This window comes from Avibacterium sp. 20-129 (assembly GCF_026226845.1).
Classification (GTDB): domain Bacteria; phylum Pseudomonadota; class Gammaproteobacteria; order Enterobacterales; family Pasteurellaceae; genus Avibacterium.
Window position 1 is genome coordinate 1,357,541 of the sequence record NZ_JAKKOE010000001.1, and the last position, 15,774, is coordinate 1,373,314.

16 protein-coding genes and 3 tRNA genes are annotated in these 15,774 nt (G+C 39.5%); 17 read left to right on the top strand and 2 right to left on the bottom strand.

All coding sequences use genetic code 11. The features are described 5' to 3' along the window. Positions 1-280: 280 nt before the first annotated feature. Both L5B90_RS06490 and L5B90_RS06495 read left to right on the top strand, forming a co-directional pair. A complete protein-coding gene (locus L5B90_RS06490) occupies positions 281-2,149 on the top strand; it encodes a monovalent cation:proton antiporter-2 (CPA2) family protein (RefSeq protein ID WP_250363882.1) in 1,869 nt (622 codons plus the stop codon). A gap of 47 nt (positions 2,150-2,196) precedes the next feature. After that, positions 2,197-2,622, top strand: coding sequence for a GNAT family N-acetyltransferase (locus L5B90_RS06495; RefSeq protein ID WP_250363881.1), 426 nt, complete (start codon positions 2,197-2,199; stop codon positions 2,620-2,622). Here the strand turns inward: L5B90_RS06495 and L5B90_RS06500 are convergent. Further along, positions 2,614-3,024 carry a copper chaperone PCu(A)C gene (locus L5B90_RS06500; RefSeq protein WP_250363880.1) on the bottom strand — a complete coding sequence of 137 codons (411 nt, stop codon included), beginning with the start codon at positions 3,022-3,024 and terminating at the stop codon, positions 2,614-2,616. The two genes, L5B90_RS06495 and L5B90_RS06500, sit on opposite strands and share 9 nt — an antisense overlap. Before the next feature lie 159 nt (positions 3,025-3,183). On the opposite strand from L5B90_RS06500, the gene hflD reads away from it, so the two are divergent. The 8 genes from hflD to L5B90_RS06540 all read left to right on the top strand — a co-directional run bounded on the left by hflD (position 3,184) and on the right by L5B90_RS06540 (position 8,343). Next, entirely contained in the window at positions 3,184-3,795 is a 612-nt protein-coding gene (gene hflD, locus L5B90_RS06505) for a high frequency lysogenization protein HflD (RefSeq protein ID WP_250351341.1), read from the top strand. Positions 3,796-3,807: 12 nt separating this feature from the next. Continuing rightward, positions 3,808-5,175 carry an adenylosuccinate lyase gene (gene purB / locus L5B90_RS06510; RefSeq protein ID WP_265762425.1) on the top strand — a complete coding sequence of 456 codons (1,368 nt, stop codon included), beginning with the start codon at positions 3,808-3,810 and terminating at the stop codon, positions 5,173-5,175. A gap of 166 nt (positions 5,176-5,341) precedes the next feature. Continuing rightward, positions 5,342-6,460, top strand: a complete 1,119-nt coding sequence (gene mutY / locus L5B90_RS06515) for an A/G-specific adenine glycosylase (protein ID WP_265762426.1) — start codon at positions 5,342-5,344, stop codon at positions 6,458-6,460. Beyond that, positions 6,460-6,741 (top strand): oxidative damage protection protein, encoded by a 282-nt coding sequence (locus tag L5B90_RS06520; protein ID WP_250363877.1) that lies wholly within the window; start codon positions 6,460-6,462, stop codon positions 6,739-6,741. The genes mutY and L5B90_RS06520 overlap by 1 nt, the downstream gene beginning before the upstream one ends. Beyond that, the gene (mltC, locus tag L5B90_RS06525) at positions 6,738-7,811 is read left to right on the top strand and encodes a membrane-bound lytic murein transglycosylase MltC (RefSeq protein WP_250351345.1); all 1,074 of its coding nucleotides are present in this window, start codon (positions 6,738-6,740) and stop codon (positions 7,809-7,811) included. Before L5B90_RS06520 ends, mltC begins: the two co-directional genes overlap by 4 nt. Positions 7,812-7,967: 156 nt before the next feature. Further along, positions 7,968-8,043 (top strand) — tRNA-Phe (locus tag L5B90_RS06530). A 4-nt stretch (positions 8,044-8,047) separates the two neighbouring features. After that, positions 8,048-8,123, top strand: a tRNA-Asn gene (locus L5B90_RS06535). Positions 8,124-8,266: 143 nt separating this feature from the next. Beyond that, positions 8,267-8,343: transfer RNA gene (locus L5B90_RS06540), tRNA-Arg, on the top strand. 122 nt (positions 8,344-8,465) lie between these two features. Here the strand turns inward: L5B90_RS06540 and L5B90_RS06545 are convergent. Next, entirely contained in the window at positions 8,466-9,068 is a 603-nt protein-coding gene (locus L5B90_RS06545; RefSeq protein WP_442778764.1) for a YajG family lipoprotein, read from the bottom strand. A 147-nt stretch (positions 9,069-9,215) separates the two neighbouring features. On the opposite strand from L5B90_RS06545, the gene L5B90_RS06550 reads away from it, so the two are divergent. The 7 genes from L5B90_RS06550 (at position 9,216) to nqrF (ending at position 15,737) form a co-directional block, all read left to right on the top strand. Then, positions 9,216-9,527 carry a BolA family protein gene (locus L5B90_RS06550; RefSeq protein ID WP_250363874.1) on the top strand — a complete coding sequence of 104 codons (312 nt, stop codon included), beginning with the start codon at positions 9,216-9,218 and terminating at the stop codon, positions 9,525-9,527. A 380-nt stretch (positions 9,528-9,907) separates the two neighbouring features. Next, positions 9,908-11,266: a Na(+)-translocating NADH-quinone reductase subunit A gene (locus L5B90_RS06555; protein WP_250363873.1), complete on the top strand. Its 1,359-nt coding sequence runs from the start codon at positions 9,908-9,910 to the stop codon at positions 11,264-11,266. Between the two features lie 2 nt (positions 11,267-11,268). After that, positions 11,269-12,507 carry an NADH:ubiquinone reductase (Na(+)-transporting) subunit B gene (locus tag L5B90_RS06560; RefSeq protein WP_250363872.1) on the top strand — a complete coding sequence of 413 codons (1,239 nt, stop codon included), beginning with the start codon at positions 11,269-11,271 and terminating at the stop codon, positions 12,505-12,507. Next, a complete protein-coding gene (locus tag L5B90_RS06565; protein WP_250351350.1) occupies positions 12,500-13,276 on the top strand; it encodes a Na(+)-translocating NADH-quinone reductase subunit C in 777 nt (258 codons plus the stop codon). The genes L5B90_RS06560 and L5B90_RS06565 overlap by 8 nt, the downstream gene beginning before the upstream one ends. Further along, positions 13,276-13,899, top strand: a complete 624-nt coding sequence (locus L5B90_RS06570) for an NADH:ubiquinone reductase (Na(+)-transporting) subunit D (protein WP_250351351.1) — start codon at positions 13,276-13,278, stop codon at positions 13,897-13,899. Before L5B90_RS06565 ends, L5B90_RS06570 begins: the two co-directional genes overlap by 1 nt. 3 nt (positions 13,900-13,902) lie before the next feature. Then, positions 13,903-14,499 (top strand): NADH:ubiquinone reductase (Na(+)-transporting) subunit E, encoded by a 597-nt coding sequence (nqrE, locus tag L5B90_RS06575; protein ID WP_250363871.1) that lies wholly within the window; start codon positions 13,903-13,905, stop codon positions 14,497-14,499. Positions 14,500-14,513: 14 nt separating this feature from the next. Then, on the top strand, positions 14,514-15,737 hold the full coding sequence (gene nqrF / locus L5B90_RS06580; RefSeq protein ID WP_250351353.1) for an NADH:ubiquinone reductase (Na(+)-transporting) subunit F: 1,224 nt from the start codon (positions 14,514-14,516) through the stop codon (positions 15,735-15,737). Positions 15,738-15,774: the final 37 nt, after the last annotated feature.

A 15,774-nucleotide genomic window follows, 5' to 3' on the forward strand; every position in this document is an offset into this window, starting at 1 on the left:
CAAGTTGAGCCAATACTGCCGTATTTCAAAAGCAAGAACTTCTAATTTTGTACTGATATACTTTGATTTTTTCAAACGAAGGCTATCTGAATATATTTTGATGTTGAGATAGCCTTTTATTATAGATAGATTTTGTGTTGATCATCAAAGGTAAATTTTAATGAATGGGGTAGAAGAAAGAGATCGATAATTTTTGTTTAAAATATCTCGTGATATTTGAAGTAAAACTGATTACTATGCTAAACCTATATTTCTATTTGATTAGGTAAATAAGACCCTTATGACATCACTATTAACTTCCGCTTTTATCTATCTTTTTGCTGCCGTAGTTGCGGTACCCATTTCTAAACGTTTAGGGCTTGGCTCTGTATTGGGATACCTTCTAGCAGGCGTGGCAATTGGCCCTATTCTGGGACTAGTTGGACAAGAAACGGAAAGTATTCAACACGTTGCGGAGTTTGGGGTAGTGATGATGCTCTTTCTAATCGGGTTAGAGCTAGATCCGAAATTGTTATGGAAATTACGCAATAAATTATTCGGATTAGGAAGTTTACAAGTCATTCTGACTGTGGGGGCAATAGCAGGTATTGCACATTTATGTGGATTAAGTTGGTCTATGAGCCTTGCAATGGGTTGTGTACTGGCTGTTTCGTCAACCGCAATTGTATTACAGACCTTAGGAGAGAAACGCTTATTAAATAGTCCCGGTGGACAAAGTAGTTTTTCAGTTTTGCTCTTCCAAGATATTGCGATCATTCCTATTTTAGCATTGCTACCTATTCTGGCTTCCCCTGAATTATTAACGAGTTTACAAAGTGCAGAGCAACATAGCGGAAATTTATTAGAAGGTGTAAATAATTATGTTAAAACCTTAATAACCCTAAGTGTGATTAGCTCTATCGTCTTTGGTGGTTATTTTCTCGCACGGCCTATTTTTCGCTATATTGCTGCCTCAAGAATGCGAGAAATTTTCACTGCATTTGCTCTAGCTTTAGTCATTGGGATTGCCGCAATGATGTCAGCTATTGGGCTTTCTCCTGCTTTAGGCACATTTTTAGCTGGGGTTGTTTTAGCAAACAGTGAATACCGGCACGAATTAGAGAGTAATCTTGAGCCTTTTAAAGGATTGTTATTAGGGCTATTTTTTATTACTGTTGGGGCGGATATTAACTTTCGTCTATTTTTTGATGATTTTGCTGTTATTTTGGCTATTACTTTAAGCTTTATTTTAGTGAAAGCGATCGTACTATGGGGGTTAGGTTTTATTTTTCGGCTTGATCGCCTAAACCGTTATTTATTTGCTTTAAGCCTTGCACCCGCTGGAGAATTTGGCTTTGTCCTACTGTCTTTTAGCCAGCAAAATGGGATCTTACCTCAAGAGCTTACCGATAAACTCTTACTTGCTGTCGCCATTTCAATGTTACTGACCCCTTTCTTATTTATTGCTTATGATAAGTTGATTGTCGCAAGGGCAAGCCATCAACAAAGAGAAAATGATGCCATTGAAGATCAAAATGATGTGATTATCATCGGACATGGTCGTTACGGGCAAATTATTAGTGGAATGTTGATAAGTTGTGGTTATAAGCCAACGGTTATTGATTATGATGCAACCTTAGTAGAAGGGCTTTCACGTTTCGGCTTAAAAACCTATTTTGGAGATGGAGCTCGCTCTGATTTGCTCGAAACAGCAGGTATTGATAAAGCCAGCCTTTTGGTTATCGCCTTAGATGATAAAGAACAAGCAATAAAAATTGCACACTTTGCACATCATTTTTATCCTCATTTACCTATTATTACTCGCGCCTATGATCGTTTGCATGTTTATGATCTATACCGTGCAGGCGCGCGAAATATTGTGCGTGAAACATTTGATTCTGCCATTCGTAGCGGACGCCTTGCACTTGAGGAACTGGGAATGGATAAAGATAAAGCCAAGCAAGTTGCCGAATTTTATTATCATCGAGATCGCCATAGTCTCGCTGAAATGGCGAGTCTTTATGATCCCGAAATGTCGGTTTTTAGCAATGAACGTATGATTGCTCGTGCGAAAGAATTAGAACTCGAAACAAAAGAAATGATGCAAACGCTTCTTCAAGGCGGTGAAGTTGATTGGCAACCCGGAGAGGAAAATCGTGCTGGTGAGTAAAGTAAAAGTGCGGTCGTTTTTTCAGCAATTTTTATATGAGGATAAAAATGTGTTTTACTATTGAGCCAATGAAACCAGAGCATTATATTCAAGTTTATCAATTATGGAAAAGTATTGATGGGATAGACATCAATCCTCTTGATGATAGCTTTGAATCAATTAAGGATTTTCTACGCTTTAACCCCGATTTAAATTATATTGCAAGAGAGAATAGCCAAGTTATTGGTGTCATTATGTGTGGTTTTGATGGACGAAGAGCGACAATTTATCATATGGCGGTAGATAAAAACCAACAAGGTAAGGGAATAGGGAAAGCACTATTGACCCATTTAGAACAGAAGCTTAAACACAAAAATATTACAAAAGGGCGTTTGTTAGCATTTAGTCATAATATACAAGGGAGTAAATTTTGGCAGCAGCAAGGTTGGATAAAACAAACGCACTTAGATTATTTTTCTAAAAATTTACTTTGATTGAGCGATTACATTCACCTTTACCACTTCCCCATCATCAAAATACAAGGTAAGCGGGAAGGGGCTACCTTGTTTGATTGGGGTGAGTAAATCAAATACCATAATATGTAAGCCACCACGTTTCAAGCTAATGGTTTGTTTAGCGGGGATTTCTATCCCATCAAGATCGATCATCTTACCATTTTGCATACCGTGTAAGGCTAGTCGAGAAGGTTGCTCACTTTCAAGTAAGGCAAGATGTACTGCCTCATCGCCTGTATTTTGTAATTGCATAAAAATAGCACTAGGCTCACCAGCTTTTTCTGTTGCAAACATTGTTGCCTGAGAAACAAGCATATCCGCTTGACTGATGAGAGGGAAAAGTGCGGTGCAAATTAACAAGGATTTTTTTATCCACTGCATTTTTTTCTCCGTTGAAAGGAATAAAGGCTATCGCGCTAGTATAGCAAGAATTTGTTTTACTGGGGGAATTTTGCTGCTTAGCTTTCAATAACCTATGAAAAATGCTATATTGCCCACACTTTTTAATATTTCTTTCCACATAATGGTTTTTATCTCCTTATGGCTGATTATTACCCCATCACGCTTGCCTTAGCGGGTGTGTGCCAAGCGGCAAAATTAGTTCAACAATTTGCGCATAATGGTCGTGCAGATTCAGATGCATTCAAGGCGAGTTTAGATTCTTTGTTACAAACTTCACCAGAAAATACCTTAGCCGTTTATGGGGGAAATGAAGCCCATCTTAAACTTGGGTTACAAATATTAATGGAGCAGTTGAATGGCAGAGATGCGGAGCTGACACGTTATTGGGTGAGCTTATTGGCGTTAGAAGGGAAGTTAAATAAATCCGCGCAGGCAAAACAACAACTTGCTCAACGTATTGCGTATTTGCCGTCACAACTTAATTTCTATCATCTGCTTGATGAACAGATGATCAGTAATCTAGCAAGTATTTATGTCGATGTAATAAGCCCTCTGGGTAATCGTATTCAAGTATTAGGCTCACCAGATTATTTACAGCAACAAGGCATACAGCACCGCATTCGGGCGTGTTTATTAGCTGGAATTCGTTCGGCAGTACTTTGGCGACAAGTGGGCGGTAAAAAATATCAGCTTCTTTTTTCCCGTAGCAAAATCGCTACAACAGCACAACAAATTTATTCAACCTTTTAGGAGTTTTTTATTATGCAATTAAATGCGCTTACTGCAATATCTCCCCTTGATGGTCGTTATCAGGATAAAACAACGGCATTACGTCATATTTTTAGTGAGTTTGGTTTACTCAAGTTTCGGGTGGAGGTTGAAGTTCGTTGGTTGCAAAAATTAGCGGCAACGACACAAATTCAAGAAGTTCCTTCTTTATCAAAAAAAGCAAACGATTACTTAAATCAAATTGTTGCAAATTTCAGTTTAGCAGATGCCGAGCGCATTAAAGAAATTGAACGAACCACAAATCACGATGTGAAAGCGGTAGAGTATTTTTTGAAAGAAAAAACAACCGCACTTGATGAATTAGCCGCAGTAAGTGAATTTATCCATTTTGCTTGTACCTCCGAGGATATCAACAATCTTTCTCACGCATTAATGTTAAAAACCGCGCGTGAAGAAGTGATTTTACCCGAATGGCAAAAATTGATTGATGAAATTAGTCGATTAGCCCACGAATATAAGGCGATTCCGTTACTTTCTCGTACACACGGACAGCCAGCCTCCCCTTCTACCGTTGGAAAGGAAATGGCGAATGTGGTATATCGCCTAAAACGTCAATTTGAACAGCTACAACGTATTGATATTCTAGGTAAAATCAATGGTGCTGTGGGGAACTATAATGCGCATTTATCGGCTTATCCTGAGCTGGACTGGCACAAGTTTAGCGAAGAATTTGTTACCTCTTTAGGGATTAAATGGAATCCTTACACCACGCAAATTGAACCACACGATTACATTGCAGAATTATTTGATAACATCGCACGTTTTAATACCATTATTATTGATTTTGATCGTGATTTATGGGGCTATATCGCATTAAACCATTTCAAACAACGAACAATTGCGGGAGAAATTGGCTCATCAACAATGCCACATAAAGTAAACCCGATTGATTTTGAGAATTCTGAAGGAAATTTAGGACTGGCAAATGCAGTAATGGCGCATTTGGGAGCAAAATTACCGATTTCTCGCTGGCAGCGTGATCTAACTGATTCGACGGTGTTACGTAACCTCGGGGTAGGCTTAGGCTATTGTTTAATTGCATATGCGGCAACCAGAAAAGGGATCAGTAAATTAGAGGTCAATGAACAACACTTACGTGATGAACTGGATCAAAATTGGGAAGTGCTTGCAGAGCCAATTCAAACGGTGATGCGTCGTTATGGCATTGAAAAACCTTATGAAAAACTGAAAGAATTGACGCGTGGTAAGCGAGTTGATGAGCAAGCTATGCGTGAGTTTATTGAAAAATTAGACATTCCAGTAGCAGAAAAACAACGCTTACAACAACTTACCCCAGCCACCTATATTGGGGCGGCCGTGGCGTTAGTGGAGAAACTTTAATTGCTCAATCATTCATAACCTAAGTGCGGTGGAAAATTAAGAAATTTTCACCGCACTTTTGTTTTAGGCAAATTTTTCTTCTATGGCATTTCCTTCGCAATTCTTTTGCAAGATAAATTTTGCCTATGATACACTTCGTTTTTTGATTCTTTTATCTATTATATTTATGCTATTAGCTCAATCTTCCACCACATCTCCTTTTGCAAAATCTGTGCTTACTTGGTATGAGCAATTTGGACGGAAGCATTTACCTTGGCAGCAAAATAAAACCCTTTATGGTGTATGGTTGTCAGAGGTGATGTTGCAACAAACCCAAGTTGCCACTGTGATTCCCTATTTTGAACGCTTTATGCAAACTTTTCCCACGATTACTGCGCTGGCGAATGCGCCTCTTGATGAAGTATTACATTTGTGGACAGGCTTAGGTTATTACGCAAGAGCAAGAAATTTGCACCAATCAGCACAATATATTCGAGATCATTATCAAGGTAATTTTCCCACAGAATTTGAACAAGTGCAGGCATTAAAAGGGATTGGGCGTAGTACTGCGGGGGCGATTTTATCTTCTTGTTTAAATGCCCCTTACCCGATTTTAGACGGTAATGTGAAACGGGTATTATCACGTTATTTTACCGTGCAAGGTTGGGCTGGAGAGAAGAAAGTAGAAAGTCAGCTTTGGCAGTTAAGTGCAGAAGTTACACCAAAACAGCGTGTGGCGGATTTTAATCAAGCGATGATGGATATTGGCGCAATGGTTTGTACACGCACAAAACCCAAATGCGAACTTTGTCCTTTAGCTACAAAGTGCGGTGCAAATTTACAACAAAATTGGCAAGCTTATCCAGCTAAAAAGCCGAAAAAAACCTTACCTGAGCGACAAAGTTATTTTTTGATTTGGCAAGAACAGGGAAAAGTTGTCTTAGAACAGCGTGAAAAATCAGGATTATGGGGCGGTTTGTATTGTTTTCCGCAATTTGATAGTAAGCAGGATTTACTGGCGTATTTAGCCCGTCAAAATGTGGCTTTTTACCAAGAATGGCCGGCTTTTCGTCATACGTTTAGCCACTTTCATTTAATGATTCATCCTATTTATGTGAAACAGGAATATCGGGGTGAGGATAGCAATCGCTCTGATTGGAAAAAGGTGGGTGAAAATCACGGGAAGTATGAATCTTCTATACAAAGTGCGGTCAAATATTGGTATGATCCGCAAAATCCAGATCAAATTGGGCTGGCAACGCCAGTTAAAAATCTTTTATTACAGTTAGCAAAAGGAAAAGAATAATGGCAAGAACGGTATTTTGTGCCTATTTAAAACAAGAGGCAGATGGCTTAGATTTTCAACTCTATCCGGGGGAGTTAGGTAAACGTATTTTTGATCATATCAGTAAACAAGCGTGGGGCGAGTGGATGAAAAAGCAAACTATGCTCGTTAATGAGAAGAAATTAAATATGATGAATGCCGAACATCGTCAATTATTAGAACAAGAAATGGTGAACTTTTTGTTTGAAGGCAAAGAGGTTCACATTGAAGGTTATGTTCCACCAGCAGAAAAAACACTATGAAAAAATATGTTGTTGCGTTGATTATTCCTTTTTTATTTGCTTGTAGTGGCTCAAGCCATAAAAGGATTGATTATGATGAAGCCTTTGCAAAAGATACACAAGGGCTAGATATTTTAACTGGACAATTTTCCCATAATATTGATCAAATTTGGGGTGTTAATGAGTTATTGGTTGCTAGCCGTAAAGATTATGTGAAATATACGGATAGTTATTATACGCGTAGCCACGTGAGTTTTGATGAAGGGAGTATTACGGTTGAAACATTAAGTGATGTAAATCGCTTACATAATGCCATTGTACATACATTATTAATGGGATCTGATGCTAAAGGCATTGATCTATTTGCTTCTGGTGATGTTCCGATTAGCTCACGCCCGTTTCTCTTAGGGCAGGTTGTGGATAATTTGGGTGGACAAATTGCGAATGTAACGACAGCAAGTAATTTTGCCAATTATTTATTGCAAAATAAATTACAGACGCGTCGTTTGAGTAATGGCAGAGTGGTGCAATTTGTGGTGATTCCAATGATTGCGAATCACGTTGCAGTGCGTGCGCAAAAATATTTACCTATGGTACGTCGTGCTGCAAGACGTTATAACCTTGATGAAAGTTTAATCCTCGGCATTATGCAGACAGAATCAAGTTTTAACCCTTATGCAATTAGCTATGCCAATGCCGTAGGATTAATGCAAGTTGTGCCACATACGGCAGGACGTGATGTATTCCAAATGAAAGGGCGTGGTGGGCAACCATCAAAAAGTTATTTATTTGATCCTGAAAAGAATATTGATACAGGCGCGTCTTATTTATGGTTATTACAAAATAAATATTTAGATGGTATTACCAATCCGACATCTAAACGTTTTGCAATGATCTCAGCTTATAACAGTGGTGCTGGCGCAGTATTACGCGTGTTTCACGAAGATAAAGAGATGGCAATTGAACAGATTAATCGCTTGTATCCTGAGCAAGTGTACCGTATTTTAACGACGGCACATCCTTCTTCACAGGCAAGAAATTATCTTATTAAGGTGGATAAAGCACAAAAAAGTTATCGTGTTAGACGATGAGCATTAAAAGTGGTTTTGTTTTTTTACACAATTTTTGCTGTATTTCTATGCGTTTCGTCTGTTAAATATTCAAACGAATAAAAAAATGTAAAAAAGTTAAAATTAATGATTGACTTACCGCGGTAAAAATCGTTTAATACGCACCACTGATGCGTTGCCTCGATAGCTCAGTCGGTAGAGCAGGGGATTGAAAATCCCCGTGTCGGTGGTTCGATTCCGCCTCGAGGCACCACTATTCCTCCTTAGTTCAGTCGGTAGAACGGTGGACTGTTAATCCATATGTCGCTGGTTCAAGTCCAGCAGGAGGAGCCAAATTCTTAATAGCCGCTAATGAAAATTAGCGGCTTTTTCATATCTAATTACCCTCTCTTTTCTGATTAAAAATTAACACCGCACTTTATTTCTCAGTATTTGCTTTTCATCATCACCTATTTATGCGAAACTGAATCACAAAAGAACGTGTAGCTTAGCAGGATAGAGCAGTCCCCTCCTAAGGGACAGGTCGGCGGTTCGACTCCGCCCACGTTCGCCATTTTAGGTAATAAAAAACCTTGCGTTAGTTTGCAAGGTTTTCTTTTATTGCGGCTTCACTTTGCAATAAGTGAAAACCAGCTAGGCTGTGTTATTTCAAAATAAAGCAAGATAGCCATCACATTAATTGGAATAGCGATTAATCGCATTAGCGATGTCTTGATCTTGATAAATACTTTTCACGGTTTCTTGCAAGGCTTGGGTTAGCACCTTCTGGATATTTTCATTACTGGCTTTGAACGCCCCTTCTTGGGTTCTTGATGAACCAATATTTTTATTAAATTGCCCTTTTGCACCCTGTACTTGAACGCTAAGTTGTACATTTGCTGTGATTTTGTAACGCAAATTGCCCTGATCAATATCGGCATAGAATTTATTGATATTCACAATGACGTTGGTGTTGGATTGAGCCGGTGTTGCCGCAATGCGGAAACCTTTGGCATTTAAATCTTGTTTGATGACTTGATCGAAAAGCTCGGTTGGCGTTGGTTTAGCAAAGAGTTTAAATATTTTTTCATTATAAACATAGCTCGATACTTCAGGTTGTTGGCGCACATCGCGGGTTAAAATGTTTAGCACCGCCTGTTGATTTGCGGTATTGAATTGTACACTTGGGCTAGGTGGGGTAAAAGTGAGCGTGTTACTGGGCTGAGATTGGCAAGCAGATAATAGCACGGCACTTGAAAATAAGCTGATGAGAGAGAGTTTGGTAAAACGCATAGTCATTTCCTCGCTAACAAAAAAGAAAGGGTTATTCTTGCAAACTTCATTATGAATGTATAGTCTTTGCGCTGGCAAATTTATTCATAACATTTAAGCACAAATAAAACGACCTTACTTTAATGTGCGATTGATCATCAAAAGGAAACGAGAATGAATACTCAACAAATTTTAACACAAAAAATTCAGCAAAAATTTGCACCGCACTTTTTACATATCGAAAATGAAAGCCATATGCACAGTTCGGGGCGTGGTGCAGATTCGCATTTTAAAGTGGTGTTAGTGAGCGATGAATTTAATGGGGTGAGAAAGGTCGCGCGCCATCAAATGTTGTATCAGTTATTAGCAGAAGAATTGAAACAGGGTATCCACGCATTAGCCTTACATACTTATACATTAGATGAATGGCAAGCGTTGGAACAGCAGTTCCCAAAATCACCAAATTGTTTAGGTGTCGGGCAATAAACAAGCTACCTCATACGAGGTAAGATTAGCTAACAGGTTTTTGCAAAATTTGATTTTCCACAAGAACAGAGCGGTTTTTTTGCGAAAAAGCAGGAAAAACTGTTTGTCAAAGTGGAATGAAAGTTATTATTTAGTTAAAATGAACTGCTAATTTTTATCAAAATTTTAACGTATATTGCGCGTTTAGTTTTATGCGCGGTATAAAATCTAAACAGAATTTGAGTTTTAAATTTATGTGGTTGGAGTGGATATTATGACGATGTTTTTTGCATTCATCGTTGATAATTAAGCAAAAATCATTACTCAAGACGAGGTTATCGCATTGCGTTTTATCTTGCGATAGCTATATTTTTAATCTAACGAAAAGTAGTGCATACAATATGATTACGATTAAAAAAGGCTTGGATCTTCCTATTGCTGGGAAGCCAGAACAAGTAATCCATAGCGGCAATGCCGTTACTGAAGTTGCCTTGCTTGGCGAAGAGTATGTGGGAATGCGTCCTTCAATGAAGGTGCGTGAAGGTGATGTAGTGAAAAAAGGTCAGGTACTTTTTGAAGATAAAAAGAACCCCGGCGTATTATTTACTGCCCCTGCCAGCGGTACTGTAACTGCGATTAATCGCGGTGCTAAGCGTGTGTTGCAATCAGTAGTGATTCAAATCGAAGGTGATGATCAGGTTACCTTTAATAAATATTCTGCCGATGAGCTAAAAAGTTTAACTTCGGAGCAAGTTCGTCAAAACTTACAAGCCTCAGGGCTTTGGACAGCATTGCGTACCCGTCCATTTAGTAAAGTGCCAGCTATTGATGCGGTACCTTCTTCTATTTTTGTCAATGCAATGGATACAAATCCATTAGCGGCAAATCCAGAAGTGATTATTGCAGAACATCAGCAAGCTTTCTTTGATGGCTTAACGGTGTTAAGCCGTTTGTTTGACGGCAAAAAAATGATCCATCTTTGTGGTGGCGCTGATTCTAATATCTTAAATGCAGCACAAAGTCGCCAAATTGAAAATGTGCAAACTAACCGTTTTAAAGGTCCACATCCTGCAGGACTTGTTGGTACACATATTCACTTTATCGATCCTGTGGGGGCAACCAAGCAAGTTTGGCATTTAAACTATCAAGATGTGATTGCTATCGGTAAATTATTTACCACGGGTGAATTGTTTACAGATCGTGTTGTCGCATTAGCTGGTCCGCAGGTGAAAAATCCACGTTTAATTCGCACGCAACTTGGTGCTAATTTAGCCCAATTAACTGAAGGCGAATTAAAAGAAGGCGAAAACCGCATTATTTCAGGCTCTGTGTTAAGCGGTCATAAAGCGGAAGGCGCATTAGCTTACTTAGGACGCTATGCGTTACAGGTTTCTGTGCTTGTAGAAGGGCGTGAGAAAGAGTTCCTCGGTTGGATTATGCCGGGCGCAAATAAATATTCGATCACCCGTACCGTATTAGGTCATTTCGGCCATAAATTATTCAATTTTACCACCGCACTTAATGGTGGACACCGTGCAATGGTACCAATTGGCGCTTATGAACGTGTGATGCCATTAGATATTATCCCGACATTATTACTGCGTGATTTAAGTGCAGGCGATACCGATAGTGCGCAAGCATTAGGTTGCTTAGAGTTAGATGAAGAAGATTTAGCACTTTGTACATTCGTTTGTCCGGGTAAAAATGATTACGGTCCAATGCTGCGTGCGGCTTTAGATAAGATCGAGAAGGAAGGTTAAAAATGGGTTTAAAACATCTTTTAGAGAAAATGGAACCTGCTTTTTTACCGGGTGGTAAATATGAAAAATGGTATGCACTGTTTGAAGCAACGGCAACCTTTTTATATACCCCCGGTACAGTAACAGCGAAAGCTTCTCACGTCCGTGATGCGTTAGATTCAAAACGTATGATGGTATTAGTGTGGCTGGCGTTATTTCCAGCAATGTTCTACGGTATGTTTAATGTGGGGGCGCAATCTATCCTTGCATTAAACGTCGGCGATTTTGCACAAAACTTAGCACAAAATGTGGCGAATGACTGGCATTTTGCCTTAGCAAACGCATTAGGTTTAGTGTCGCCTGATGCAGGTGTACTTGCTAAAATGGCATTAGGGGCGATTTTCTTCCTACCAATTTATTTAACCGTATTCCTTGTGGGCGGTTTCTGGGAAGTGTTATTCGCCATGGTGCGTAAACACGAAATCAACGAAGGTTTCTTCGTAACCTCTATTTTATTAGCCCTTATCGTTCCGCCAACATTGCCATTATGGCAAGCGGCACTAGCGACCACTTTCGGTGTTGTTGTGGCGAAAGAGGTGTTTGGTGGTGTAGGTAAAAACTTTATGAACCCAGCATTAGCAGGGCGTGCGTTTTTATTCTTTGCTTATCCAGCACAAATCTCAGGGGATTCCGTATGGATCGCCGCTGATGGTTTCTCTGGTGCAACCGCACTTTCACAATGGGCAACCGGCGGTCAAGGAGCATTAAAACAAGTTACCACCGGTCAGCCAATTCAATGGATGGACGCTTTCTTAGGGAATATCCCGGGTTCAATCGGTGAAGTTTCGACCCTTGCATTATTAATTGGGGCTGCGGTGATTGTATTCGCCCGTATTGCTTCGTGGCGTATTATCGCGGGTGTGATGATCGGTATGATTGCCACTTCTACCCTATTCAATGTGATTGGTTCAGAGACAAACCCATTATTCTCAATGCCTTGGCATTGGCATTTAGTGTTAGGTGGTTTTGCGTTAGGTATGTTATTTATGGCAACAGACCCTGTATCCGCCTCATTTACAAATAAAGGGAAATGGTGGTATGGCGCATTAATTGGTGCAATGGCAGTGATTATTCGAGTGGTAAACCCTGCTTATCCAGAAGGAATGATGTTAGCCATCTTATTAGCTAACTTATTTGCCCCAATTTTTGACTATCTGGTTGTTCAAGCAAATATCAAACGTCGGAGAGCGCGCAATGGCTAAGTTTAATAAAGATAGTGTTGGCGGAACAATCCTTGTTGTTGTTCTAGTCAGCTTAGTTTGCTCAATTATCGTAGCAAGTGCGGCAGTAGGTTTAAAACCGACGCAAAATGAGCAAAAATTATTAGATAAACAGAAAAACATTCTCAGTGTGGCAGGGTTACTCCCAGCGAAAGCAAAAGGGGCGGAAATAAAAGCACTTTATGCGGAAAACATTGAGCCTAAAATTGTTGATCTTGCAACAGGTGATTATGTTAATAACATCACGAATTTTGATGCGCGTGTTGCGGTGAAAAATCCAGCTGAAAGTGTCGCAATTAAACCAGAAGATGATAAAGCTGGTATTAAAGTGCGGGCAAAATACGCTGAGGTTTATTTGGTAAAAGATGCACAAGGCAAAACTTCACAAATTGTCTTACCAATTTATGGTACGGGATTATGGTCTGTGATGTATGGTTTTGTGTCTGTTGCACCGGATGCAAATACCATTAAAGGGATTACTTATTATGAGCAAGGTGAAACGGCTGGTTTAGGGGGCGAAATTGCTAATCCAAACTGGCAAAAATACTTTGTAGGTAAAAAACTCTTTAATGAACAAAATCAAGTTGCGATTAAAATTGGTAAAGGGGCTTCAGCAGATAAAGAACACGGTATTGATGGTTTATCTGGTGCAACCTTAACAACGAAAGGGGTACAAGGTTCTTTCGATTACTGGTTTGATCGTAATGGCTTTGGTCCATATTTAGATAAACTTAGAGCGGAGGCTAACTAATGGCTAATGCAAATATGAAAAAATTATTGTTATCTCCGATTGTGAGCAATAACCCAATTGCATTGCAAATCTTGGGTATTTGTTCTGCTTTAGCGGTAACAACAAAATTAGAAACCGCGGTGGTAATGGCTATCGCAGTAAGTTTGGTTACGGCATTTTCAAGTTTCTTCATTTCTTGTATCCGTAATTATATTCCAAACAGTATCCGTATTATCGTGCAAATGGCAATTATTGCATCATTAGTAACCCTTGTGGATCAAGTGTTGCAAGCCTATGCTTATGAGTTATCTAAACAGCTTTCCGTATTCGTTGGTTTGATTATCACAAACTGTATCGTAATGGGACGTGCAGAAGCATTCGCAATGAAAGAACCCCCATTAGCGAGTTTTGTTGATGGCTTAGGTAACGGTATTGGTTACGGGACTATTTTGATTATTGTTGCGTTTTTGCGTGAATTAATTGGTTCAGGTAAAATCTTTGGTATGACTGTTTTCCAAACCATCCAAGACGGCGGTTGGTACCAAGCAAACGGGCTTTTCCTTTTAGCACCAAGTGCGTTCTTTATTATCGGCTTCTTAATTTGGGGCTTAAGAACGTGGAAACCAGAACAAGTGGAGAAATAAGCAATGGAACATTATTTAAGTCTCTTTGTTAAGTCCATTTTTATTGAAAATATGGCACTTTCTTTCTTCCTTGGTATGTGTACATTCCTTGCTGTTTCAAAGAAAGTTTCAACCGCGTTTGGTTTAGGGATTGCGGTAATCGTGGTATTGGGGATTGCTGTGCCTGCCAACCAAATTGTTTACACTCACATCTTAAAAGATGGCGCGTTAGTGGAAGGGGTGGATTTAAGTTTCTTACGCTTTATTACCTTTATTGGGGTGATTGCTGCGTTGGTTCAAATCCTCGAAATGGTTTTAGACAAATTTTTCCCCGCACTTTATAACGCATTAGGGATTTTCTTACCGTTAATTACCGTAAACTGTGCGATTTTCGGTGGCGTCTCCTTTATGGTTCAACGTGAATATAATTTTGCGGAATCCGTGGTTTATGGAGTTGGTGCGGGTACAGGTTGGATGCTTGCTATCGTTGCACTTGCTGGTTTAACTGAAAAAATGAAATATGCTGATATCCCAGCAGGTTTACGTGGTTTAGGGATTACCTTTATCACGGTAGGTCTAATGGCGCTTGGCTTTATGTCATTTTCAGGTATTCAGTTATAAGAAGGGGATACTAAATGGAAATTATTTTAGGTATTGCAATGTTCACGATTGTGGTTTTAGCTTTAGCAGCAATTATCTTGTTTGCTAAATCTAAGCTAGTAAACTCGGGGGACATTACTATTGAAATTAATCACGATCCAAATAAAGCCATTCATTTACCAGCAGGTGGAAAATTATTAGGCGCATTAGCCAGTAAAGGGATTTTCGTGTCTTCTGCTTGTGGGGGCGGTGGCTCTTGTGGTCAGTGTGTGGTGAAAGTTACAGAAGGTGGCGGAGATATTCTACCTACTGAACTTTCCCATATCTCAAAACGTGAAGCAAAAGAAGGTTATCGCCTTGCTTGTCAGGTTAATGTCAAAACCAATATGCAAATTGAGTTACCTGAAGAAGTCTTTGGCGTGAAAAAATGGGAATGTACCGTTATTTCTAACGATAATAAAGCGACCTTCATTAAAGAGTTAAAATTACAAATTCCTGAAGGGGAAGAAGTCCCATTCCGTGCGGGGGGGTATATCCAAATTGAAGCTGAACCGCATACGGTATATTACAAAGACTTCGATATTCCAAAAGAATACCACGAAGACTGGGATAAATATGACCTATGGCGTTATGTTTCAAAAGTGGATGAGCCTATTGTACGTGCTTATTCAATGGCTTCATATCCAGAAGAAAAAGGCATTATTATGCTGAATGTGCGTATTGCAACGCCACCACCACGCAATCCAGATGCACCACCGGGACAAATGTCATCTTACATTTGGTCATTAAAACCGGGTGATAAAGTCACTATCTCTGGTCCGTTTGGTGAATTCTTTGCCAAAGAAACCGATGCTGAAATGGTCTTTATCGGTGGTGGGGCTGGTATGGCGCCAATGCGTTCACATATCTTTGACCAATTAAAACGTTTGAAATCTAAACGTAAAATGTCTTTCTGGTATGGGGCGCGTTCTAAACGTGAAATGTTCTATGTGGAAGATTTCGATACCTTACAAGCAGAAAATGACAATTTCCAATGGCACGTGGCACTTTCTGATCCATTGCCTGAAGATAATTGGGATGGTTACACCGGCTTTATCCACAATGTGCTTTATGAAAACTATCTAAAAAATCACGAAGCGCCAGAAGATTGTGAATACTATATGTGTGGACCACCAGTGATGAATGCTGCCGTAATCAAAATGCTTAAAGATCTTGGCGTTGAAGATGAAAACATCTTACTAGATGATTTTGGCGGTTGATAACACTGCTTCACGACAAAAAAGAGCGGTCAGATTT